A 22,285-nucleotide genomic window follows, 5' to 3' on the forward strand; every position below is an offset into this window, starting at 1 on the left:
ATACCTTCTGGGTCGAATCGGAACTTCTAATATTCACGCCGTACCCTCACGACGGAGACAAAGTCTTGATTCACCCCTTCCTGCCGCCATGCGCGGTCGTTCGCGAAGTGGGCCTGCGCGACGGCCTGCAGAGCATTGCCCGCGTGCTGCCCACCGCACGCAAGCTCGAATGGATCCGCGACGCGCATGCGGCCGGCCAGCGCGAGATCGAAGTCGGCTCCTTCGTGCCGGCGCACCTGCTGCCGCAGCTGGCGGACACGGCCGAGCTGCTGGCCTATGCGAAGACCTTGCCCGGGCTCTTCGCCTCGGTGCTGGTGCCCAACCTGAAGGGCGCGGAGCGCGCCATCGCGGGCGAGGCCGACCTGATGATCGTGCCGCTCTCGGCCAGCCACGCACACAGCCTCGCCAACCTGCGCAAGACGCCCGACGAGGTGGTGGCCGAGGTGGGCCGCATCCGCGCCGCGCGCGATGCGGCGGGCTCGAAGACGCTCATCGACGGCGGCGTGGGCACGGCCTTCGGCTGCACGCTCCAGGGCCACGTCGACGCCGACGAAGTGCTGCGGCTGATGCAGGCGCTGCTCGACGCGGGCGCCGACCGCGTGAGCCTTGCCGACACCGTCGGCTATGCCGATCCGGCGATGGTCCGCAGCCTGTTCGAGCGCGCGCTGCGCATTGCGGGCGACCGACTGTGGTGCGGCCACTTCCATGACACGCGCGGCCTCGGGCTGGCCAATGTCTACGCGGCGCTGGAAGTCGGCGTGACGCGCTTCGACGCCTGCCTCGCCGGCATCGGCGGCTGCCCGCATGCGCCCGGGGCCAGCGGCAACGTCGACACCGAAGACCTCGTCTTCATGCTCGAGAGCATGGGCGTCGCGACGGGCGTCGATCTGCCGAAGCTGCTCGAGCTGCGCAAGCGCGTGGCGGGCTGGCTCGAAGGCGAAACGCTGCAGGGCACGGTATGGCGCGCGGGCTTTCCAAAGACCTTCGCGGCCACGGCGGGGGTCGCGGCATGAGCACCGCAGGCACCGAAGAAAAGCGCCTGCCGCTGGCTGGCATCCGCGTGGTCGAGTTCACGCACATGGTCATGGGGCCGACCTGCGGCATGGTGCTCGCGGACCTGGGCGCCGAGGTCATCAAGGTCGAGCCGATCGAGGGCGACCGCACGCGGCACCTGCTGGGTGCGGGGGCTGGCTTCTTTCCCATGTTCAACCGCAACAAGAAGAGCATTGCGCTCGACCTCAAGAAGCCCGAGGGGCTCGAGGCCGCGCTGCGCCTGTGCGCCACGGCCGACGTGGTGGCGCAGAACTTCAAGCCAGGCACCATGGACAAGTACGGCCTGGGCTATGCCGCCCTCGGCAAGCTCAACCCGCGCCTCGTGTACGTGAACCACACCGGCTTCCTGCCCGGCCCGTACGAGCACCGCACTGCGCTCGACGAGGTGGTGCAGATGATGGGCGGCCTCGCCTACATGACCGGCCGCCCCGGCGACCCGCTGCGCGCGGGCACGAGCGTGAACGACATCATGGGCGGCATGTTCGGCGCCATCGGCGCGATCGCCGCGCTGATGCAGCGCGCCGAGACCGGCAAGGGGCAGGAGGTGCAGTCTGCGCTGTTCGAGAACAACGTGTTCCTGGTCGGCCAGCACATGCTGCAGTACGCGATCACGGGGCAGGCCGCCGCGCCGATGCCCGAGCGCATCTCGGCGTGGGCGCTGTACGACGTGTTCACCGTGAAGGACGGCGAGCAGATCTTCCTGGCCGCGGTGAGCGACGCGCAGTGGAAGACCTTCTGTGACGCGCTCGGCTTCGACGACCTGAAGGCCGACCCGGCCCTGCGCACCAACAACGACCGGGTGCGTTTGCGGCCCACGCTGCTGGCCGATCTGCGCCAGCGCCTGGCCGATCGTTCGGCGGCGGAACTGTCGGCGATCTTCGAGGCCAAGGGCCTGCCGTTCGCGCCGATCACGCGGCCGGAAGACCTGTACGAAGACCCGCACCTGAAGGCCACCGGCGGGCTCGTGGACATCCGCCTGCCCGACGGCGAGCGTGCCGGTGAAACGGCGCAGACGACGCTGTTCCCGATCACGCTCGGCGGCGAGCGCCTCGGCGTGCGCCTGAATCCGCCCACGCTCGGCGAGCACACGCGCGAACTGCTGGCCGAACTGGGCTATGCACGCGAGCAGGTGGACGCCCTGCTCGCCGATTCGGCAGTGGCCTGAGCCTGCGATCCTTTTCCCGAAACATAAAGAGAGACAAGACCATGACGAAGACACTTCCCTCGACGAACCTGGATCGCCTGAACCGCCGCGCGGTGCTCGGCCTCGGCGCGTGCGCCGCCGCGGTGGCCGCGATGGGTGCGCGCCCGGCGCTCGCGCAGGGCTCCGACAAGCCCGTCCGCTTCATCCTGCCGATCAGCGCCGGCTCGGGCGTCGACACCATCGTGCGCGCGGCGGCGCCCGCGCTCGGCAAGGCCTTCGGCCAGCCGGTGGTGATCGAGAACCTGCCGGGTGCGGGCGGCATCACCGGCGCGGCGGCCATCGTCAAGGCCGCGCCCGACGGACTCACGCTGGGCATGGTGTCGAACAACCACGTCATCAATCCGGCGGTGTTCAAGAAGATGCCCTTCGACGCGATCAACGACGTCACGCCGATCAGCGTGGTGGGCGCGACGCCGCTGGTGCTGCTGGTGAACCCGAAGGTGCCCGCGAAGAACGTGAAGGAGCTGGTGGCGCTGCTGCGCGCCAAACCCGAGGGCTACAACTACGCCTCGTCGGGCAACGGCACCATCATCCATCTTGCCGGCGAGATGTTCATGGACGAGGCCGGCGTGAAGGCGCGGCACATCCCCTACAAGGGCACCGGGCCGATGGTGACCGACATGATCGGCGGGCAGGTCGAGATGGGCGTGGTCGCGCTGCCGGCCGTGCAGCAGCACATCCGGAGCGGTGCGCTGCGCGCCATCGGCCTGTGCGGCGCGACGCGCTCGCCGGCAGCGCCGGAGATTCCGACCATCGCGGAGCAGGGGCTGCCGAACTACGCGGTCGAAGGCTGGTTCGCGGTGATCGGCCCGCCGAAGATGCAGGCGGCCGACGTGCAGCGCGTGCACGATGCGGTGGCCGCCGCTTTCGCGAGCCCCGAAGTGCGCGAGGCGATGGACAAGCAGGGCAACGTCGTCAGGCCCACGACGCCCGAGCAGGCCGCGAGCTACTTCCGCAGCGAGGCCGCGCGCTATGCGGCGCTGGTGAAGAAAGCGAACGTGGTGCTGGAGTAAGGGCCTTGCTCCTTCCCCCTCTGGCGAAGGCTGGGATGGGGGCTGGCGGCCGTCGACGAGGCGCTGCGTCGTGGTCGATGCCGTCGTGCCCCCCACCCCGACCTCCCCCGGCAGGGGACGAGGAAAAATCAAGCCGGCCCGACGGCGCGGTACAACGCCCGCACGAAGTCCGACTGCGTGATCATCCCCGTCAACCGCTTCTCGCCGTCGATGATCGGGATATGGTGATGCCCGCCCTCGGAGAACAGCGGCACCAGGTCGACCACGGGCCGGTCGGCGCTGGCCACGCGCACCTGGCGCGTCATGATCTGGCCAACCACCTCGGGCTTGTTCGACATCACCGTGCGCGTGGCGCGGATCAGGTCGCGCAGCTTGCCGGCGATGCCGTCGTGGTGCTGCAGGTCGAGCTGGCGGAAGAAGTCTGCCTGCGTGACGATGCCGACCACGCGGCGCGTGCGGTCGGTGACGGGCAGGGCCTTGATGTGTCGTTCGTGCATCAGCGCCCAGGCTTCCTGCAGCGGCGTGCCGAACTCCACCGAGATGGGCACGCTGGACATGATGTCGGCGCAGGTCAGCGTACCGAGGCGCCGCTTGTACGACTCGAGTTCGGTTTCGCGGATCAGCGATTCGAGGTCGTCGCGGCTGATGTCGAGCACCTGGTTGTAGCGGGCCAGCACCGCGTCGATGTCGGCCTGGCTGAAGCGCGCATCGGCCGCGGGCGGACGCACCACCTGCACGTGCGGGTAGCGCCGCCCGGTGAGCGTGTTGTAGGCCACGCCGGCCAGCACCAGCAGCAGCGAGTTGGTGAAGAAGGGGAAGAGGGCGGACGAGAAATGCGCGGTGTGCGTCAGCACCGCCAGCAGCGCCGCGGCGCCGCCGGGCGGATGCAGGCAGCGCGCGCTGAACATCAGGCCGATGGCGCCCGCCACGGCCACGGCGGCGGCCAGCGCGGAGTCGGGAATCCAGTTGACGGCCGCGATGCCGACCACCGCCGACAGCGTGTTGCCGCCGATGACCGACCACGGCTGCGCCAACGGGCTCGCCGGCACCGCGAACACCAGCACGGCGCTGGCGCCCAGCGGTGCGATCAGCCAGACGGTCGCGGCCAGCGGGCCGGCCAGCCACCGGCACAGCAGCGCCGTGACCAGCAGCCCGAGGCCGGCGCCCGCAACCGCGCGCAGCCGCTCGCGCGCATCGACGGTGGTGCGGCCCGGCAGCCAGGCGCGCGCATGATTCAGGAGTGCCTCGAACCGCATCGCAGCCTCCGTCCTCAGCCTTCGTGAGCCACCAGGCGCCCGATCTCGGGCCAGCGGCCATGCAGCCACACCCATGCGACCAGGCCGATGCCGAGCATGCCCATGGAGGTCAGCGCCAGCGCGAGCGTCGAGTGCATCACCAGCGGCGCCACCGCGCCGGCCACCACGCCGTTGGCGGTGGAGCCGATCACCGCCTGCAGCGACGAGGCCATGCCGCGGCGCTCCGGGTGCAGGTCGAGCACCAGCAGCGTGACCACCGGCACCATCAGCGCCCAGCCGAAGGCGAACACCGCGAGCGGCCACAGCGCCCAGGCCACGTGCGCCTCGAAGAAGGTGTTGGCCACCACGTTGACCACCGAGGTCGCCAGCATGATGACGAAGCCGTCGCGGATCTGCCGCTTGGGCGCCACCTTGCCGGCCATGCGGCCGCTGGCGCGCGCGCCGAGCATGATGCCGCCGATCGTCAGCAGGAAGAACCAGAAGAACTGCTGCGGCTGCAGCGCGAGGTGGTCGCCCAGGAACGCGGGCGCGGCCAGCACGTAGAGGAACATGCCGTTGAAGGGCACGCCGCTGGCAAAGGCCAGCAGCAGGAAGCGCGGATCGGAGCACAGGTCCCAGTAGCCGCGCAGCAGGTGCCGCACCTGGAAGGGCTGGCGGTGGTCCTTGTGCAGCGTCTCGGGCAGCAGCTTGTAGTTGGCGGCGAACAGCACCACGCCCACCGCCACCAGGAACCAGAACACCGCATGCCAGCCCGCGTGCACGAACAGGAAGCCGCCGATGATCGGTGCGATGGCCGGGGCCACGCCGAAGTAGATCGTCACCTGGCTCATCACCCGCTGCGCCTCGGCCGGCGGGAACATGTCGCGGATCACCGCGCGCGAGACCACGATGCCGGCGCCGGTCGAGAGGCCCTGCAGCCCTCGGAACAGCACGAGCTGCGTGATGTTCTGCGACAGCGCGCAGCCCAGCGAGGCGAGCGTGAACACGGCCAGTCCCCACAGCACCACAGGCCGGCGGCCGAAGCTGTCCGACAGCGCACCGTGGAACAGGTTCATGAACGCGAAGCCGAACAGGTAGGCCGAGAGCGTCTGCTGCATCTCGGCCGGCGTGGCACCGATGGAGCGCGCAATGCCCGAGAAGGCCGGGATGTAGGTGTCGATGGAGAAGGGCCCGAGCATGCCGAGCACTGCGAGCAGCACGGCAAGCGCCCAGCGCGGGGCCTGCCAGAGTTTGTCTGCATCGGGATTCATGGAAGTTGCTCCATTCTTCTTGTCGTGTGCGGCTCCCAAAAGAGAGCGCCCGCCGCCCGGTGAGGGGCGAGGCGGGCGCTTGTGGCTTCAGGGAACCCGGATTACAGAGTATCGATGAAGCTGCGCAGCTTGTCGGAGCGGCTCGGGTGCTTCAGCTTGCGCAGCGCCTTGGCCTCGATCTGGCGGATGCGCTCACGCGTCACGTCGAACTGCTTGCCGACTTCTTCCAGCGTGTGGTCCGTGCTCATCTCGATGCCGAAGCGCATGCGCAGCACCTTGGCTTCGCGCGGCGTGAGCGAGTCCAGGATGTCCTTCACCACGTCGCGCAGGCCGGCCTGCATGGCGGCCTCGATGGGCGCGGTGTTGCTGCTGTCCTCGATGAAGTCGCCCAGATGCGAATCGTCGTCGTCGCCGATGGGGGTTTCCATCGAGATCGGCTCCTTCGCGATCTTCATGATCTTGCGGATCTTGTCTTCCGGGATCTCCATCTTCGCGGCCAGGATGCCGGCGTCGGGCTCGAAGCCGAACTCCTGCAAGTGCTGGCGCGAGATGCGGTTCATCTTGTTGATCGTCTCGATCATGTGCACCGGGATGCGGATGGTGCGCGCCTGGTCGGCGATCGAGCGCGTGATGGCCTGGCGGATCCACCACGTCGCATAGGTCGAGAACTTGTAGCCGCGGCGGTATTCGAACTTGTCGACCGCCTTCATGAGGCCGATGTTGCCTTCCTGGATCAGGTCCAGGAACTGCAGGCCGCGGTTGGTGTACTTCTTGGCGATGGAAATCACGAGGCGCAGGTTGGCCTCGATCATTTCCTTCTTGGCATCGCGCGAAGACGATTCGCCTTCGTTCATGCGCTTGTTGATGTCCTTGAGCTGGGTCAGCGGCACCACCACGCGCGACTGGATGTCGGTCAGGCGTTGCTGCAGTTCCTGCACCGGCGGAATGTTGCGCGCGAGCACGGCGCTCCAGGGCTTGCCGGCGGCGGCCTGCTTCTCGACCCACTTGAGGTTCAGGAGGTTCGACGCGATGCGGTTGCCGTTCTTGTCGTAGCCGCTGAAGTCGCGGATGAACTCGTCCTGCGGGAAGCCGCACTTGTCCACGATGATGCGGCGAAGCTCGCGCTCCTTCTTGCGCACGTCGTCGACCTGCGTGCGCACCAGGTCGCACAGCTTCTCGATGGTCTTGGCCGTGAAGCGGATGGTCATCAGCTCTGCGGACAGGGCCTCCTGGGCCTTGACGTACGCGGGGGTGCCGTAGCCTTCCTTGTCGTAGATCTTGTGGACCTTCTCGAACATTCCGGCGATGCGGTCGAAGCGCTCGAGCGCTTCGCGCTTGAGTTCCTCGAGCTTCTTGGTCAGGGCCTTGGAGCCGCCCTTGCCGTCATCGTCGTCTTCCTCGTCGAATTCGTCGAAGTCTTCTTCGGCCACGTAGTCGTCGGCCTCGTTGGGATTCGAGAAGCCGTCGACGATGGTCGAGATGACGACCTTGCCTTCGCGGATCTCGGCGGCCAGGCGCAGGATCTCGGCGATGGTGGCAGGGGAGGCCGAGATGGCTTCCATCATGGCCATCAGGCCGCCTTCGATGCGCTTGGCGATTTCGATTTCGCCTTCGCGCGTCAGCAGCTCGACCGTGCCCATCTCGCGCATGTACATGCGAACCGGGTCGGTGGTGCGGCCGAATTCGCTGTCCACCGTGGACAGGGCCGCTTCGGCTTCTTCCTCGGCTTCTTCCACCGTGGTGGCGGTGGGCGCGGTGTTGTTCAGCAGCAGGGTTTCGGCGTCGGGCGTCTGCTCGTACACCGCCACGCCCATGTCGTTGAGCATGGTGACCACGACTTCCATGGTCTCGGCGTCGACCAGCTTGTCGGGCAGGTGGTCGGAGATTTCGCCGTGCGTGAGGTAGCCGCGCGTCTTGCCCAGCGTGATCAGGGTCTTCAGGCGCGAACGGCGCTTGGCCAGGTCTTCTTCGGAGAGCACGGTCTCGTCGAGGCCGAATTCCTTCATCAAGGCGCGTTCCTTCGCCTTGCTGATCTTCATGCGCAGCGGCTTGACCTTTTCTTCGGTGGTCGTGGCAGCCGCGGGCTCGTCGCCGGCCAGATCTTCCTCGATGTCCGACAGGTCGATGTCGTTCTCGGGCGCATCCTTGTCAGCCTTGGGCTTGCGGCCGCGCTTGGCGCCGGTGGCAGGCGTGGCGGCACCGGCGGCCTTGGGCGGGCGGCCGACTTTCTTGGCTGCCGGGGCGGCTGCTTTTTTGGGATCGTCGAGAGAGGTCGATTTCGTGGGCACGGTTTTCACTTTCGTTGCGGCTGCCGATCTGGATGCGGCGGCGGCCGTCTTGGTTGCCGGCTTCGCGCCGGCTTTCAACGGTTTCTCTGCTGCGGGCTTGGTGGCGACGCTTTTGGCAAGTGAAGGAGCAGGCTTCTTTGAACTGGGCATACGACCTCGTTACGGCAAGAAAGAACAAGCGAAATCACAGGCGCACCGTCACACGGACAGCGCCACCACAGCCCGTGCACAGGCACGGACTAAAAACAATTGGGAAAGAGGAATGAATTCCTCAGCAGGCAAGATGTCGGGCGAACATTTGGTATGCAGTCCTTGCGGTTATTGACCCTTTCCGCCGGAATTTACCGTTGGAGTGCGTTGCGCTAGGGGTCGGCCCGGAGGTGCTGCTGTCGCTCTTGCCTAATTTCGCCAGTTGCGAAGCCCTACATTATAGCGTGTTGCGCAAATTTCAAGCAGTTTCTGAACCCGAGGCGCGCAGGCGGGCGCGCAATTCGAGCCGCCGGGTCTCCAGCGCCTTGTAGCGCTCCAGGGCTTTCGGGTCTTTCCCGACGGCCGCGATGGCTTCGCTCTGCTGGGCCTTGAGGCGGTCGTCGAGCATGAAATCGAGCACGCTGGCGAGTTCGCGGGCGGCGTCGGCCAGGTGCTGCGCTTCTTCGCCCTCGGGGATGGGACCGGCTTCGGAGACGGACATCAACCGCTCGGCCAGCGGCTCGAAGCCGAGTCCGCGCAGGCCTTCGCGCAGGGCTGCCCAGGGCTGGACACCGTGCTCGTGCAGCTGGCTGTCGAGCCAGGTGAAGAGGGCACCGTGATGGCCGGGCAGTTCGCAGAGCATCAGGTGAAGCTCGTGCGACAGGGCTTCCCACTGCGCCATGTTCGACAGCAGCAGCCGCACCGCCACGTCGGGGCGGCTGGGCGGGGCGCCGCGTCCGCGCAGGGGCTCGATGGGTTCCTCGAATTTGCCGCCCCAGCGCTTGCCCTTGGTGAACTTGCCGCGCTGCTGGAACTTGGGCTTGCTATCGCTTTCATAGCGAGGCGGTTCGTAGTCCTGGGGCGGGGGCATGTCCGGGTAGTAGTCATCACTGTCGCCACCGCTGAAGCCCGAGGGCTCGCTGTGGCGCTGCGGCGCCGGTGCGCCCCCGGCCTTGCGCGGGCCGGGTGTGGAGGCCCAGAGATCCGACAGCGCCGCCGCATCGAGCTGCACCAGCGTTGCGATCTCGCTCAGCAACTGGCGCTTGAGTGCGCCGTCGGGCATGGCGCTCCAAAGCGGGCGCACGTTGCTCGTCATGTGGGCGCGGCCCTCGGCGGAAGTCAGGTCGCAGCCTTCGCGGGCGGCTTCGAGCATGAAGCGCGACAGCGGCGTTGCCTCGTTCACGAAGCGGGCGAAAGCCTCGGCGCCGTGCTCGCGGATGAAGCTGTCGGGGTCGTGCTCGGCCGGCAGGAACAGGAACTTGATGCTGCGCACATCGGTGGCGTAGGGCAGCGCGCCGTCGAGCGCCTTGCGCGCAGCGCGCCGGCCCGCGGCGTCGCCGTCGAAGCTGAACACCACCGATTCGGTGAAGCGGAAGAGCTTCTGCACGTGCTCCGTGGTGCAGGCCGTGCCGAGCGTGGCCACCGCGTTCGGAAAACCGAGCTGCGCCAGCGCCACCACGTCCATGTAGCCTTCGGTGACCAGCGCATAGCCGCGGTCGCGGAAGGCGGCGCGGGCTTCGTAGAGCCCGTAGAGCTCGCGGCCCTTGCTGAAAACGGGCGTTTCGGGCGAGTTCAGGTACTTGGGCTTCTCGTCGCCCAGCACCCGGCCGCCGAAGCCGATGCATTCGCCCTTCACATTGCGGATCGGGAACATCACGCGGTCGCGGAAGCGGTCGTAGCGCTTGGCCTCGGCCTCGCTGAGCTGGCCTTCCTCGTTGTTGACGATCACCAGCCCGCTCTCGGCGAGCAGGGGGTCGTCATAGTCGGGAAACACGCTGGCGAGCGCGCGCCAGCCGGCCGGCGCATAGCCGATGCCGAACTGCTTGGCCACTTCGCCCGACACCCCCCGGCCCTTCAGGTATTCGATGGCGCCGGGCGCCTGCCGCAGGTGCTTGCGGTAGGCGTCGCCGGCCTTTTCGAGCACGTCGCTCAGCGTGGCCTGCTTCTGGCGCTGGCTGGCGGCGCGGGCGCGCTCGGCGGGGGAGGCGTCGTCTTCCGGCACCTGCAGGCCGTACTGGCCGGCCAGGTCGTGCACCGCCTCGACGAAGCCCATGCCGGCATGCTCCATCAGAAAGCCGATGGCGTTGCCATGCACCCCGCAGCCGAAGCAGTGATAGAACTGCTTGGTCGGGCTGACGGAGAAGGAGGGCGATTTCTCGCCGTGGAACGGGCACAGGCCCATGAAATTGGCGCCGGCCTTCTTGAGCTGCACATAGCGGCCGACGATCTCGACCACATCGGCGCGTGCGATGAGTTCCTGGATGAATGAAGCGGGGATGGTCATGTAGGCGAAGAGCGGCAAATCATACGCAAGCGGGCGAAGCCTCGCGCCCCGGCGGCATACTGAAAGCGACCGGATCACGCATGACGATGCCCAAACCCCTGCAACACATCGCGCCGCTGCTGCGCCACCCCCTGCGGTTCGCCTGGGACGCGCTCAAGGAATTTCGCGCCAACCAGGGCCTGCTGCTCGCGGGGGCAGTGGCGTACTACGCCTTGCTGTCCATCGTGCCGCTGCTGATCGTGAGCGTGATCGCCCTGTCGCACGTCATCGAGCAGGCCGAGCTGCTGCGCACCATCGGGCGGTACCTCGAATGGCTGCTTCCGGGGCAGTCGAAAGCCATCGTGGCCGAGCTGTCGAGCTTCCTGGACCATCGCGACGTGCTGGGGCCGGTGTTGCTGGTGACGATGATCTTCTTCAGCTCCCTGGCCTTCAGCGTGCTCGAAAGTGCCATGGCGGTGATCTTTCACCACCGCAAGGCGGACCACAAACGCCATTTCCTGGTATCGGTGGCCATGCCCTATGTCTACATCCTGTGCCTGTGCGTCGGGTTGCTGCTCGTCACGCTGGTGTCGGGCGCGCTGCAACTGGTGGGGCAGGAAAGCGTCGACCTGCTGGGGCGCAGCTGGTCGCTGTCGGGTGTTTCGGGGCTGCTGCTGTACCTGCTGGGGCTGGGCGGCGAGATCTTCATGCTGACTTCGCTCTACCTCGTGATGCCGGCCGGGCGCATGTCGCTGCGCCATGCGCTGCTGGGCGGCGTGACGGCCGCGCTGCTGTGGGAGGCCACGCGGCGCGTGCTGATCTGGTACTTCTCGACGCTGTCGCAGGTGAATGTGGTCTACGGCTCGCTCACCACGGCCATCGTGGTGCTGCTGAGCCTGGAGATCGCCGCCACGCTGGTGCTGCTGGGCGCCCAGGTGATCGCGAACTACGAGCGCCTGGACCGCACCGGCAGCACGAAGCCGCCCAAATCCGCTCTCAGCGGGGAGCCAATCGAATCGCTCCGTCCAGACGAATCACCTCGCCGTTGAGCATGTCGTTCTCGATGATGTGCTTCGCCAGCTTGGCGTAGTCCTCGGGCGTGCCCAGGCGGGAAGGGAAGGGCACGCTGGCGGCCAGGGCATCCTGCACTTCCTGCGGCATGCCGAACAGCATGGGCGTGCCGAAGATGCCGGGGGCGATGGTCATGTTGCGGATGCCGCTGCGTGCGAGGTCGCGGGCAATGGGCAGCGTCATGCCGACCACGCCGCCTTTCGAGGCGCTGTAGGCGGCCTGGCCGATCTGGCCGTCGTAGGCCGCGACCGAGGCGGTCGAGATCAGCACGCCGCGCTCGCCGGTGGCTTCGGGCTCGTTCCTGCCCATGGCGTCGGCCGCCAGGCGGATCATGTTGAAGCTGCCGATCAGGTTGACCGTGACGGTCTTGCTGAACACGGCCAGCGCGTGCGGGCCGTTCTTGCCTACCGTCTTCTCGGCCGGTGCGATGCCGGCGCAATTGACGAGGCCGACCAGCTTGCCGAGCTTGAGCGCGGCGGCCACCGCGGCCTGGCCGTCGGCTTCCTGGCTCACGTCGCACTTGACGAACACGCCGCCGATTTCCCTGGCAACGGCTTCGCCCTTGTCAGCCTGCATGTCGGCGATCACCACCTTGGCGCCGTTGGCCGCCAGCATGCGCGCCGTGCCTTCGCCGAGGCCCGAAGCGCCACCGGTCACGATAAAAACCTTGCCGTCGATCTGCATGGAGAGTCTCCTGAAATGAGACCCGCATTATCGAAGAGGCCCGCCAGACGAAAAAAAGGCCTCGTCGTGAGACGAGGCCCTGAATTGGATCCGTGAGGACCCAAGGAGACAACTGGTGGTGGTCGCCAGCTTAGCGCTTGCGCGAAGCGGTTGCGGTCTTTGCGGCGGCAACGGCTTGCGTCGACACGGCATTGAAGTTGGCTTCGGCGACGTCCGATGCTTGCTTGACGGCCTTCTGGACGGATTCGAAAGCGTTGTTGGCGGCAGCCACGGCGCTCTTCAGCACGGCAACGGCGGTTTCCGAACCGGCGGGGGCGTTCTTGGAAGCGCTGTCGACCAGGCCGACGAAGGCTTGCTGGGCTTCGGCAGCCTTGGCTTCGAAGGCCTTGCCGAATTCGGCGCCGGTGCCTTGGGCGATGTCGTACAGGTGACGGCTGTAGGCAGCGGTCTTTTCAGCCAGCGGCTGGAACAGGCTGGCTTGCAGCGTCAGCAGCTCTTGGGCGTCCTTGACGCTCAGGGCGGCCTGGGCGGTGCTCTGGGCTTCGACCAGGGCAGCCTTCGAGGCGGTCACGTTCAGTTCGACGAGCTTCTCGACGCCTTCGAAAGCCTTGGTGGTCAGGCCGAAGAGGGTTTCGAGGTTTGCCTTTTGGGCGGCGAGGATTTGGTCAGCGGTCAGGGCCATTTGGGAAATCTCCAGAAGGGGATGATTGAGTGGTCGGTTCACGTTGCGCTGTCTCGCCGTCTATGTTGCGGTGCAGCATGGCCTCAAGTATAGGCAGCTGAGTTTTGCGATCAAGGGGTTTTTGCTGCCATGCAGCAATTTAGAAGCCATCTTCTAAATTCGGCTTCCCGGGCAAAATGCCGCGCGATGAGCGCCCCGACCAAACCAATCCCCCAGGCGCGCGGCAGCTACCGCGCCTTCCGCAGCATTCCCACGCGCTGGGCCGACAACGACATGTACGGCCACGTCAACAACGTCGTCTACTACAGCTGGTTCGACACCGCGGTGAATGCACTGCTGATCGAGCGCGGCGCGCTCGATATCCACCAGGGCTCCACGATCGGCTTCGTGGTGGAGACGCAGTGCAACTATTTCGCGCCCATCGCGTTCCCGCAAACCGTCGAGGCGGGCATCCGGGTGGCACAGGCGGGCCGGTCGAGCGTGCGGTATGAAATCGCGCTGTTCGCCGAGGGCGCGGACAGCGCTGCAGCACAGGGCCACTTCATCCACGTCTACGTGGACCGCGTCACGCAGCGCCCGGTACCGCTACCCGAGGCGCTGCAACGCGTGGTCGATTCGCTCAAGGCTTGACCGGCGCGGTCCGTTCTGAAGCGGTCTTCTTCATCGCCTTGATGTCGGCCTTGCCCTGGGCTTCGTCGGCCTTGGCCTGCTTCACGCAGGCGGCCTTCGCATCGCCCTTCTGGTCGTCGCACTTTTCCTTCGCGACTTCGTAGGTGGCCTTCACCTTCTCTTCAGCCACGTTGCGGGCGTGGCTGTCGCTCGGCTGGTACTGCTGCTCCAGCTCGGCCTTGGCGACGTTTTCCTTGCCCTTGGCTTCCTTCTGGCAGACGTCCTTGGCGTTGTCCTTCATCGTGTCGCACTGGGCCTTCGCGACCTTGTAGTCGGCCTCGATCTTTTCCTTGGCGACCTTGTATTCATCCTTGGTCATGGCGCTGGCCTGCGTGGCCACGAAGCAGGTGGAGGCGAGGGCCAGCATGAGGAGATGCTTTTTCATGGGATGTTTTCCTTCGGGAGTGGATGAAATTCGGGGGCTGCTCAATAGCGTTCGAACCAGAGCGCGTCCGGCGTGCGGCCGTCGCGCGATTCCCAGTCCTTGACCTGCTTCTCGGCTTCTTCGCGGCTGATGCCGTGGCGCTCCTGGATGCGGCCGAGCAGCTGGTCGCGCTTGCCCGCGATGACGTCGAAGTCGTCGTCGGTCAGCTTCCCCCATTGCTCCTTGACCTTGCCCTTGAGCTGTTTCCAGTTGCCTTTGACGGTGTCCTTGTTCATGCGAACCTCCTTTGAGCCAGGTTGATCCGGCGGGCCGTGTGCTTCGCCGTGGAGTCACTGTCATCGGGGGGATTCACCCTCACGGTAGGACGTGCAGTTCAGGCCCCGTAGGCAGAGGCCGACTCACCCCGTGATAATCGAACGGACGCCGAAAGTTTGAGACACCGCGCACAGCACCATGATCATTCACAGCCTGCTCGACACCGACCTCTACAAGTTCACGATGATGCAGGTGGTCCTGCATCACTTCCCCGGGGCCCGGGTCGAGTACCGCTTCAAGTGCCGCAACCCCGGCGTCGACCTGGCGCAGTTCGCGGGACAGATCCGGGACGAGGTGCGCAGCCTGTGCTCGCTGCAGTTCCGCGACGCCGAGCTGGCCTACCTGCGCTCGATGCGTTTCATCAAGAGCGACTTCGTCGACTTCCTCGGGCTCTTCCGGCTCAATGAGAAGTACATCAACATCGTTCCCCAGCCCTCGGGCGAGCTCGAGATCCGCATCAAGGGGCCATGGCTGCACACCATCCTGTTCGAGATCCCGGTGCTGGCCATCGTCAACGAGGTGTACTTCCGCAATACGCAGAAGAAGCCCGACTTCGAGGAAGGCCGCCGCCGGCTCGAAACCAAGATCACCCAGCTGCAGGACGCAGGCCTCGCCGACCTGAAGATCGCCGACTACGGCACGCGCCGCCGCTTCTCCAAGGACTGGCACGAAGAGGTGCTGCGCACGCTGACCGCCCGACTCGGCGCCGTCACCTCGCCGCCGGTGCAGGCGCCGCCCGGCACGCGGCTGCCGCAGCTCGCGGGCACCAGCAACGTGCTGTACGCGATGAAGCTGGGCCTGATCCCGCTAGGCACCATGGCCCACGAATACCTGCAGGCCTGCCAGGCGCTCGGCCCGCGGCTGCGTGACAGCCAGATCTTCGGCTTCGAGAGCTGGGCGCGCGAGTACCGCGGCGACCTGGGCATCGCGCTGTCCGACGTGTACGGCATGAACGCGTTCCTGCGCGACTTCGACATGTATTTCTGCAAGCTCTTCGACGGCGCCCGCCACGACAGCGGCGACCCGTTCCAGTGGGGCGAGCGCATGCTGGCGCACTACGTCGCCAACCGGGTCGATCCGCGCACCAAGACGCTGATCTTCAGCGACGGCCTCACGGTGCCGCGCACCATCGAGCTCTACCAGCAGTTCCGCGGCCGCTGCCAGCTGGCCTTCGGCATCGGCACCAACCTCACCAACGATCTGGGCTACGAGCCGCTGCAGATCGTCATCAAGATGATCCACTGCAACGACCAGCCGGTGGCCAAGCTGTCGGACACGCCATCCAAGAACATGTGCGAGGACGAAAAATACCTGGCCTACCTGCGCCAGGTCTTCGAGATCGAACAACCCCCGGCTTGAAGGCTGTACTGACCCCTCTGGTACGGTACGGCCCCATGAAAAACCCCCTTCGCCTTGCGGCGGCCGCGGTGCTGCCGCTGACGTTTCCCGCCCTGGCGATGGCTGCCGACTTCGACGGCGCCACGCTCTCGCCGCTGTGGGGCGTGCCATTCGCCGGCATCCTGTTGTCGATCGCGCTGTTCCCGCTGCTGGCGCCGGGCTTCTGGCACCACCACTACGGCAAGGTCTCGGCGGCCTGGGCGCTGGCCTTCCTGCTGCCCCTTGCCGCCACCTTCGGCGTTTCGCTGGCCGGCGCCCAGCTCGTGCATGCGCTGGTGGAGGAGTACATCCCCTTCATCATCCTGCTCACGGCGCTGTTCACCGTGGCGGGCGGCATCCACATCCGGGGCAACCTGCATGGGGCGCCCGGCCTCAACACCGGGCTGCTCGCCATCGGCGCGGTGCTCGCGAGCTTCATGGGAACCACCGGCGCGTCGATGCTGCTGATCCGGCCGCTCATTCGTGCCAACGACAACCGCAGGCACCGGGTCCACGTGGTCGTGTTCTTCATCTTCATCGTTTCCAACGTGGGTGGCTCGCTCACGCCGCTGGGCGATCCGCCGCTGTTCCTCGGCTTCCTGAAGGGCGTCGACTTCTTCTGGACCGCGAAGAACATCCTGCCCGACACGCTCTTCCTCCTGGCCGTGCTGCTCGCGCTGTTCTACGCCATCGACCGCCACTACTATCGCAAGGAGGGCGTGCTGCCGGTCGACCCGACGCCCGACACGAAGCGCATCGGCTTCGATGGCGCCGTCAACTTCTGGCTTCTGGGCGGCGTGGTCGCCTTCGTGCTGCTCAGCGGCTTCTGGAAGTCGCCCGTCGGCTTCGACGTCTTCGGCACCCGGGTGGGCCTGCCGGGCCTGGTGCGCGACGCGGGCCTGGTCGCCATCACGCTGCTCTCGCTGAAGATCACGCCGGCCAAGGTGCATGCCGACAACCAGTTCGAGTGGGGCCCCATGGCCGAGGTGGCCAAGCTGTTCGTGGGCATCTTCCTGACCATCATCCCGGTGATCGCGATGCTCAAGGCCGGCACGCAGGGGCCGTTCGGCGCCGTCGTCTCGGCCGTGACGCGCGCCGACGGCCAGCCCGATCCGGCGATGTACTTCTGGGCCACCGGCGTGCTCAGCTCCTTTCTCGACAACGCGCCGACCTACCTGGTGTTCTTCAACACCGCGGGCGGCGACCCGGCCGCGCTGATGACCACCTATGCCACCACGCTGGCCGCCATCTCGGCTGGCGCCGTGTTCATGGGCGCCAACACCTACATCGGCAACGCACCCAACCTCATGGTCAAGGCCATCGCCGAGAGCCGCGGCGTGCGCATGCCGAGCTTCTTCGGCTACATGGCGTGGTCGGTGGCCATCCTGGTTCCGCTGTTCGTTCTTTCCACCTTCATCTTCTTTCGCTGAGTGCAAACATCATGAGCAAGCCCAAGATACTGGTCGCGCGCGCGATCTTTCCCGAAACCATCGAGCGCCTCTCGCAGCACTTCGAGGTCGAGTCGAACCAGTCCGACGAGAGCTGGAGCAAGGAACAGCTGATCGCGAAGCTGCAGGGCAAGCAGGGCGCCTTCACCACCGGCAGTGAACGCATCGACGCCGCGGTGCTCGATGCCTGCCCCGGCCTGAAGATCTGCGCCAACATGGCGGTGGGCTACAACAACTTCGACGTCGACGCGATGGCCGCGCACGGCGTGCTCGGCACCAACGCGCCCGACGTGCTGACCGAGACCACGGCCGACTTCGGCTTTGCGCTGCTGATGGCCACGGCGCGCCGCATCACGGAGAGCGAACACTTTCTGCGCGCGGGCAAGTGGCAGAAGTGGAGCTTCGACATGTTCGCCGGCTCCGACATCCACGGTTCCACGCTCGGCATCATCGGCATGGGCCGCATCGGGCAGGGCATCGCGAAGCGCGGTGCGCACGGCTTCGGCATGAAGGTGGTCTATCACAACCGCTCCAGGCTCGACGCCGCGCTCGAGGCCGAATGCAAGGCCAGCTACCTGAGCAAGGAGGAGTTGCTCAGGACGGCGGACCACGTGGTGCTTGTGGTGCCTTATTCGCCGGCCTCGCACCACACGATCGGCGCGGCCGAGATCGCGCTGATGAAGCCGACCGCCACGCTCGTCAACATCGCGCGCGGCGGCATCGTCGACGACGCGGCATTGGCCGTGGCCTTGCGCGAGAAACGCATCGCTGCCGCGGGCCTCGACGTGTTCGAGGGCGAGCCCAAGGTGCACCCCGACCTGCTGACCGTGCCCAATGTGGTGCTGACGCCGCACATCGCCAGCGCCACCGTACCCACGCGCCGCGCCATGGCCGACCTTGCGGCGGACAACCTCATCGCGTACTTCGGCGGCAAGGGACCGCTGACGCCCGTGACGCCCGTTCCTTCGGCAAGCAAATAGGCAGAGGCAGTACCGCAACCTTGGACACCTCGCTGATCCTCATCGGACTGGCCGTACTCGCGGTCGTCCAGCTCGTGCTGGTGATCTGGCTGCTGGCCCGCCGGCAGCCCTCGTCCGACCACGGCGACGTCCTGCGCGTGCTGGCCGCCCTGGGCTCGGCCAACGAACGCACCGAGCGCGAACTGCGCCACGACATCGGCGAAAGCTCGCGCGGCGTGCGGCAGGAAACCGCGCAGGCCTTCGCCACTTTCCAGCAGGCGCTGGTGCAGCAGGGCGCCGAAGCCACGCGCACGCAGAATGCGCAGCTCGACGCGTTCTCCCTGCAGCTCGCGTCCTTGCAGAAGACGTTGGCTGACACGCTCAGCACGCAGCTGCAGGGTTTGAGCGAATCGAATGCGCGCCGCCTGTCCGAAGTGCGCGCGACCATGGAAACGCAGCTCGCGCAGCTGCAGCAGACCAACGCCGTCAAGCTCGACGAGATGCGCAAGACGGTCGACGAGAAGCTGCAGAGCACGCTCGAGGCGCGCCTCGGCGAAAGCTTCAAGCAGGTGGCCGACCGGCTCGAACAGGTGCACAAGGGACTCGGCGAAATGCAGACGCTGGCCGTGGGCGTGGGCAGCCTGCAGCGCGTGCTGACCAACGTGAAGACACGCGGCGTGTTCGGCGAAGTGCAGCTCGAGGCGCTGCTCGAACAGGTGCTCACGCCCGACCAGTACGCCAAGCAGATCGAGACCAAGCCGCGCAGCGGGCAGCGTGTCGATTTCGCGATCCGCTTTCCGGGGCGGGGCGAGGACGGTGCGCCGGTGTGGCTGCCCATCGACGCCAAGTTCCCGCGCGACGACTACGAGCGGCTCATCGACGCGCACGAACGCGCCGATGCCGTGGGTGCCGACCTGGCGGCCAAGGCGCTCGAAGCGCGCATCCGCACCGAGGCCAGGTCGATCGCCGACAACTACCTCGCCGCGCCGCACACCACCGATTTCGCCATCCTCTTCCTCCCGGTCGAGAGCCTCTATGCCGAGGTGCTGCGCCGGCCGGGCCTGATGGATGCCATCCAGCGCCAGCACCGCGTGACGCTAGCGGGCCCGACCACCTTGCTCGCGATGCTCAACAGCCTGCACATGGGCTTTCGCACGCTGGCGCTGGAGCAGCAGGCCTCCGAAGTCTGGAAGGTGCTGGGCGCAGTGAAGACCGAGTTCGAGCGTTACGGCGAATGGGTCGCGCGCGTCAAGGAGCAGGTGGCCAAGGCTTCCGACACGCTCGACAAGGCCGACACGCGCGCCAAGCAGATGCGCCTGGCGCTGCGCAAGGTGGAGGCGCTGCCCGAGGCGCAGTCGCAGGCGCTTCTGCCGCCCACCGCCGACAGCGAGGCCGAAGACACCCCGTGAAAGGTTCCGAACTGCTGCGCGTGATCGGTGCCCAGGTGTGCCTGCACGCGACCATGGCCGGCATGCGGCTCGCCACGCCGCTGCTGGCGCTGCAGCAGGGCTACAGCGCCGCGGCGGTCGGCCTGCTGATCTCGCTGTTTGCGCTGACGCAGGTCTTCCTTGCATTGCCTGCCGGACGCTTTGCCGATCGCTACGGTTTCAAGCGGCCGCTGTGGCTGTCGGTCATTGCGGCGGTCGTCGGTGCGGGGCTCGTGGTGATCTTTCCGATCTTTCCGGTGATGTGCATTGCCGCCCTGCTGACAGGCGGCGCCACGGGCGCGACGGTCATCGCACTGCAGCGGCACGTCGGCCGCTCGGCCACTGACGCGACGCAGCTCAAGCGCGTGTTCAGCTGGCTCGCCATCGCGCCGGCCGTGGCCAATTTCGTCGGGCCCTTCCTGGCCGGCATGCTGATCGACCATGCAGGCCGCTCGCCCGCGGACATGCTTGCGTTCCGCATCTGCTTCGCGGTGATGGCGGCGCTGCCCATCCTCTGCTGGATGCTCGCGCGCGGCGCGCACGAGCCACCGCCCGCCGCGCCCGTGCCGGGCGCCACGCCGACCCGCGCCTGGGACCTGCTGCGCGAACCGATGTTCCGCCGCCTGCTGTTCGTGAACTGGCTGCAGTCGTCGAGCTGGGACGTGCACGCCTTCGTGCTGCCGGTGCTGGGGCACGACCGGGGCATCAGCGCCTCGGTGATCGGCTCGATCCTCGGCGCCTTCGCGATCGCGGCGGCGGTCGTTCGCGTGGTGCTGCCGGTGATCGCCTCGCGCGCTTCGGAGCGCAGCGTGATCCTCAGTTCCACGGCGGTCACTGCGATGGTGTTCGCGGTCTATCCGCTGCTGGACTCGGCGCTGAGCATGGGAGTGTGCTCGGTGGTGCTCGGCTTCGCGCTGGGCGCGGTGCAGCCGATGGTGATGAGCATGCTCCACCAGATCACGCCGCACACCCGCCACGGCGAGGCGCTGGGCCTGCGGCTCATGACCATCAACGCGTCGAGCGTGGCGATGCCAATGCTGTTCGGCTCGCTCGGTGCACTGATCGGCATCGGCGGCGTGTTCTGGGTAGTGGGAGGCGTGGTGGCGCTCGGCGCGCGCGCCACCTGGGGCCTCAAGGTCTAGAGCTTGTAGAAGCGCTTGATCGCGCTCCATGCGTCTTCGGGCGCGTCGACGTATTCGAAGAGCTTCACGTCGCCCGGCGAGATCACGCCTTCGTCGACCAGAAAGTCGAAATCGATCAGCCGCTTCCAGTAGTCCGAGCCGAACAGCACGATCGGCACCGGCTTCGACTTCTTCGTCTGCACCAGCGTGATCACCTCGAACAGCTCGTCGAGCGTGCCGAAGCCGCCCGGAAACGCCACCAGCGCCTTCGCACGCATCATGAAATGCATCTTGCGGATGGCGAAGTAATGGAACTTGAAGCTCAGTGCCGGCGTGACGTAGGGGTTGGCCTCTTCTTCCATCGGCAGCGCGATGGCCAGGCCGACCGAGAGGCCGCCGCCTTCGTGCGCGCCGCGGTTGGCCGCCTGCATGATGCCGGGGCCGCCGCCGGTGCAGACGAAGAGCTTGTCCTGCGGTTCCTTGTCGTTGCTGTACTGCGCGACCATCTTGCCGAAGGCGCGCGCCTTCTCGTAGTAGTGCGAATTGCGCGCCAGCCGGCGCCAGCGCTCGGATGCCGCGGCGTCGCCAGCGGCGTCGGCCTGCGCGATCATGGCGGAGGCGTCTTCCTCGCTGCGAAAGCGTGCGCTGCCGAACACCACCACCGTGTTCTCGATGCCATGGGCGCGCTGCTCGAGATCGGGCTTCATCAGCTCGAGCTGCATGCGGATGCCGCGCGTCTCGCGGCGCAGCAGGAACTCGGGGTCGGCGAAGGCGATGCGCGAGGGATCGGGGTCGAGCGGCAGGCCCTTGTCCGCATGGGACTGGAGCGTGGCCCAGGCATCGGCCAGGCGTTTGTCGTGAATGTTGTGCGTGTTGTTCATGAGGAAACCAGACGGAAGGACCTTGGGAGATTGTGCAGCGTTGCAACTGCCATGCCCATCAACAAAAAAAGCTCCTTGCGGAGCTTTTTTCGAGGGTGGCGGTCAGCCGGGAAGGAGGCTCAGACGCGCTTGCGGTATTCGCCGGTGCGCGTGTCGATTTCGATCTTGTCGCCTTGCGACACGAAGAGGGGCACGGGCACTTCGAAGCCGGTGGCGATCTTGGCGGGCTTGAGCACCTTGCCCGAGGTATCGCCCTTGACGGCGGGTTCGGTCCAGGTGATTTCGCGCTCGACGCTGGTCGGCAGTTCGACCGAGATGGCCTTGCCGTCGTAGAACACCACTTCGACGGCCATGCCGTCTTCGAGGTAGTTCAGGGCGTCGCCCATGTTTTCGGCTTCGACTTCGTACTGGTTGTAGTCGGCGTCCATGCAGACGTACATCGGGTCGGCGAAGTAGGAGTAGGTGCAATCCTTCTTCTCGAGCACGATCTGGTCGATCTTGTCGTCGGCCTTGAAGACCACTTCGGTGTTGAAGTTGGCGATCAGGCTTTTCATCTTCATGCGCACGGTGGCGGAGTTGCGGCCGCCGCGGCTGTATTCGGTCTTGAGGACGACCATCGGGTCCTTGCCGTGCATGATGACGTTGCCGGCGCGGATTTCTTGAGCGATTTTCATAACAGGGTCTCTGGATGTTGGCCGCTCGGTGCACGGGGCTGCCGGCGACGCTTGCCGGCATTGTTGGCCCCGCGGT

At 66.6% G+C, this 22,285-nt stretch carries 21 protein-coding genes; 11 read left to right on the forward strand and 10 right to left on the reverse strand.

Annotated features, from left to right (window positions below):
• The first annotated feature begins 65 nt into the window (after positions 1–65).
• The 3 genes from PMI12_RS07460 to PMI12_RS07470 are packed head-to-tail and all read left to right on the forward strand — an operon-like array spanning position 66 to position 3,270.
• Positions 66–1,013, forward strand: a complete 948-nt coding sequence (locus PMI12_RS07460; protein WP_007830641.1) for a hydroxymethylglutaryl-CoA lyase — start codon at positions 66–68, stop codon at positions 1,011–1,013.
• Positions 1,010–2,218, forward strand: coding sequence for a CaiB/BaiF CoA transferase family protein (locus PMI12_RS07465; protein WP_007830643.1), 1,209 nt, complete (start codon positions 1,010–1,012; stop codon positions 2,216–2,218). The genes PMI12_RS07460 and PMI12_RS07465 overlap by 4 nt, the downstream gene beginning before the upstream one ends.
• A 41-nt stretch (positions 2,219–2,259) precedes the next feature.
• On the forward strand, positions 2,260–3,270 hold the full coding sequence (locus tag PMI12_RS07470; protein WP_007830645.1) for a tripartite tricarboxylate transporter substrate binding protein: 1,011 nt from the start codon (positions 2,260–2,262) through the stop codon (positions 3,268–3,270).
• Positions 3,271–3,398: 128 nt separating this feature from the next.
• Here PMI12_RS07470 and PMI12_RS07475 read toward each other — a convergent pair whose 3' ends face one another.
• The 3 genes from PMI12_RS07475 to rpoD all read right to left on the reverse strand — a co-directional run bounded on the left by PMI12_RS07475 (position 3,399) and on the right by rpoD (position 8,064).
• Positions 3,399–4,526, reverse strand: coding sequence for an HPP family protein (locus PMI12_RS07475; RefSeq protein ID WP_007830647.1), 1,128 nt, complete (start codon positions 4,524–4,526; stop codon positions 3,399–3,401).
• Between the two features lie 14 nt (positions 4,527–4,540).
• Positions 4,541–5,776, reverse strand: a complete 1,236-nt coding sequence (locus tag PMI12_RS07480; protein ID WP_007830659.1) for a multidrug effflux MFS transporter — start codon at positions 5,774–5,776, stop codon at positions 4,541–4,543.
• A gap of 101 nt (positions 5,777–5,877) precedes the next feature.
• Positions 5,878–8,064, reverse strand: coding sequence for an RNA polymerase sigma factor RpoD (gene rpoD / locus PMI12_RS07485; RefSeq protein ID WP_235507900.1), 2,187 nt, complete (start codon positions 8,062–8,064; stop codon positions 5,878–5,880).
• Between rpoD and PMI12_RS29360 the strand changes: the two genes are divergently transcribed.
• Complete coding sequence (locus PMI12_RS29360; protein ID WP_235507901.1) at positions 8,057–8,389, forward strand: hypothetical protein; 333 nt, start codon at positions 8,057–8,059, stop codon at positions 8,387–8,389. The genes rpoD and PMI12_RS29360 overlap by 8 nt on opposite strands.
• Before the next feature lie 123 nt (positions 8,390–8,512).
• On the opposite strand, the gene dnaG is transcribed toward PMI12_RS29360, so the two are convergent.
• A complete protein-coding gene (gene dnaG, locus PMI12_RS07490) occupies positions 8,513–10,537 on the reverse strand; it encodes a DNA primase (RefSeq protein ID WP_007830661.1) in 2,025 nt (674 codons plus the stop codon).
• Between the two features lie 80 nt (positions 10,538–10,617).
• Here dnaG and PMI12_RS07495 point away from each other — a divergent pair, with 80 nt between their 5' ends.
• Positions 10,618–11,565: a YihY/virulence factor BrkB family protein gene (locus PMI12_RS07495; RefSeq protein WP_007830662.1), complete on the forward strand. Its 948-nt coding sequence runs from the start codon at positions 10,618–10,620 to the stop codon at positions 11,563–11,565.
• On the opposite strand, the gene PMI12_RS07500 is transcribed toward PMI12_RS07495, so the two are convergent.
• Positions 11,513–12,271 carry a 3-hydroxyacyl-CoA dehydrogenase gene (locus PMI12_RS07500; RefSeq protein ID WP_007830663.1) on the reverse strand — a complete coding sequence of 253 codons (759 nt, stop codon included), beginning with the start codon at positions 12,269–12,271 and terminating at the stop codon, positions 11,513–11,515. The two genes, PMI12_RS07495 and PMI12_RS07500, sit on opposite strands and share 53 nt — an antisense overlap.
• 130 nt (positions 12,272–12,401) lie before the next feature.
• Positions 12,402–12,953, reverse strand: a complete 552-nt coding sequence (locus tag PMI12_RS07505; RefSeq protein ID WP_007830664.1) for a phasin family protein — start codon at positions 12,951–12,953, stop codon at positions 12,402–12,404.
• Between the two features lie 186 nt (positions 12,954–13,139).
• Between PMI12_RS07505 and PMI12_RS07510 the strand changes: the two genes are divergently transcribed.
• Entirely contained in the window at positions 13,140–13,583 is a 444-nt protein-coding gene (locus PMI12_RS07510; protein ID WP_007830665.1) for an acyl-CoA thioesterase, read from the forward strand.
• On the opposite strand, the gene PMI12_RS07515 is transcribed toward PMI12_RS07510, so the two are convergent.
• Both PMI12_RS07515 and PMI12_RS07520 read right to left on the reverse strand, forming a co-directional pair.
• Positions 13,573–14,007 (reverse strand): hypothetical protein, encoded by a 435-nt coding sequence (locus PMI12_RS07515; protein ID WP_007830666.1) that lies wholly within the window; start codon positions 14,005–14,007, stop codon positions 13,573–13,575. The genes PMI12_RS07510 and PMI12_RS07515 overlap by 11 nt on opposite strands.
• 41 nt (positions 14,008–14,048) lie before the next feature.
• The gene (locus PMI12_RS07520) at positions 14,049–14,282 is read right to left on the reverse strand and encodes a CsbD family protein (protein ID WP_007830667.1); all 234 of its coding nucleotides are present in this window, start codon (positions 14,280–14,282) and stop codon (positions 14,049–14,051) included.
• Between the two features lie 178 nt (positions 14,283–14,460).
• On the opposite strand from PMI12_RS07520, the gene pncB reads away from it, so the two are divergent.
• From pncB to PMI12_RS07545, 5 genes are read left to right on the forward strand one after another with little or no spacing between them, the layout of a single operon-like run.
• On the forward strand, positions 14,461–15,681 hold the full coding sequence (gene pncB, locus PMI12_RS07525) for a nicotinate phosphoribosyltransferase (protein ID WP_007830668.1): 1,221 nt from the start codon (positions 14,461–14,463) through the stop codon (positions 15,679–15,681).
• Between the two features lie 35 nt (positions 15,682–15,716).
• A complete protein-coding gene (locus PMI12_RS07530) occupies positions 15,717–17,129 on the forward strand; it encodes a sodium:proton antiporter (protein ID WP_007830679.1) in 1,413 nt (470 codons plus the stop codon).
• Between the two features lie 11 nt (positions 17,130–17,140).
• The gene (locus PMI12_RS07535) at positions 17,141–18,127 is read left to right on the forward strand and encodes a 2-hydroxyacid dehydrogenase (RefSeq protein ID WP_007830683.1); all 987 of its coding nucleotides are present in this window, start codon (positions 17,141–17,143) and stop codon (positions 18,125–18,127) included.
• Between the two features lie 20 nt (positions 18,128–18,147).
• A complete protein-coding gene (locus PMI12_RS07540) occupies positions 18,148–19,515 on the forward strand; it encodes a DNA recombination protein RmuC (RefSeq protein WP_007830684.1) in 1,368 nt (455 codons plus the stop codon).
• The gene (locus PMI12_RS07545; RefSeq protein WP_007830685.1) at positions 19,512–20,675 is read left to right on the forward strand and encodes an MFS transporter; all 1,164 of its coding nucleotides are present in this window, start codon (positions 19,512–19,514) and stop codon (positions 20,673–20,675) included. Before PMI12_RS07540 ends, PMI12_RS07545 begins: the two co-directional genes overlap by 4 nt.
• Here PMI12_RS07545 and PMI12_RS07550 read toward each other — a convergent pair.
• Positions 20,672–21,535, reverse strand: a complete 864-nt coding sequence (locus PMI12_RS07550) for a TIGR00730 family Rossman fold protein (protein ID WP_007830686.1) — start codon at positions 21,533–21,535, stop codon at positions 20,672–20,674. The two genes, PMI12_RS07545 and PMI12_RS07550, sit on opposite strands and share 4 nt — an antisense overlap.
• A gap of 119 nt (positions 21,536–21,654) precedes the next feature.
• The gene (gene efp / locus PMI12_RS07555; RefSeq protein ID WP_007830687.1) at positions 21,655–22,209 is read right to left on the reverse strand and encodes an elongation factor P; all 555 of its coding nucleotides are present in this window, start codon (positions 22,207–22,209) and stop codon (positions 21,655–21,657) included.
• Between the last annotated feature and the right edge of the window lie 76 nt (positions 22,210–22,285).

The organism is Variovorax sp. CF313 (assembly GCF_000282635.1).
In the GTDB taxonomy this organism is placed as follows: domain Bacteria; phylum Pseudomonadota; class Gammaproteobacteria; order Burkholderiales; family Burkholderiaceae_C; genus Variovorax.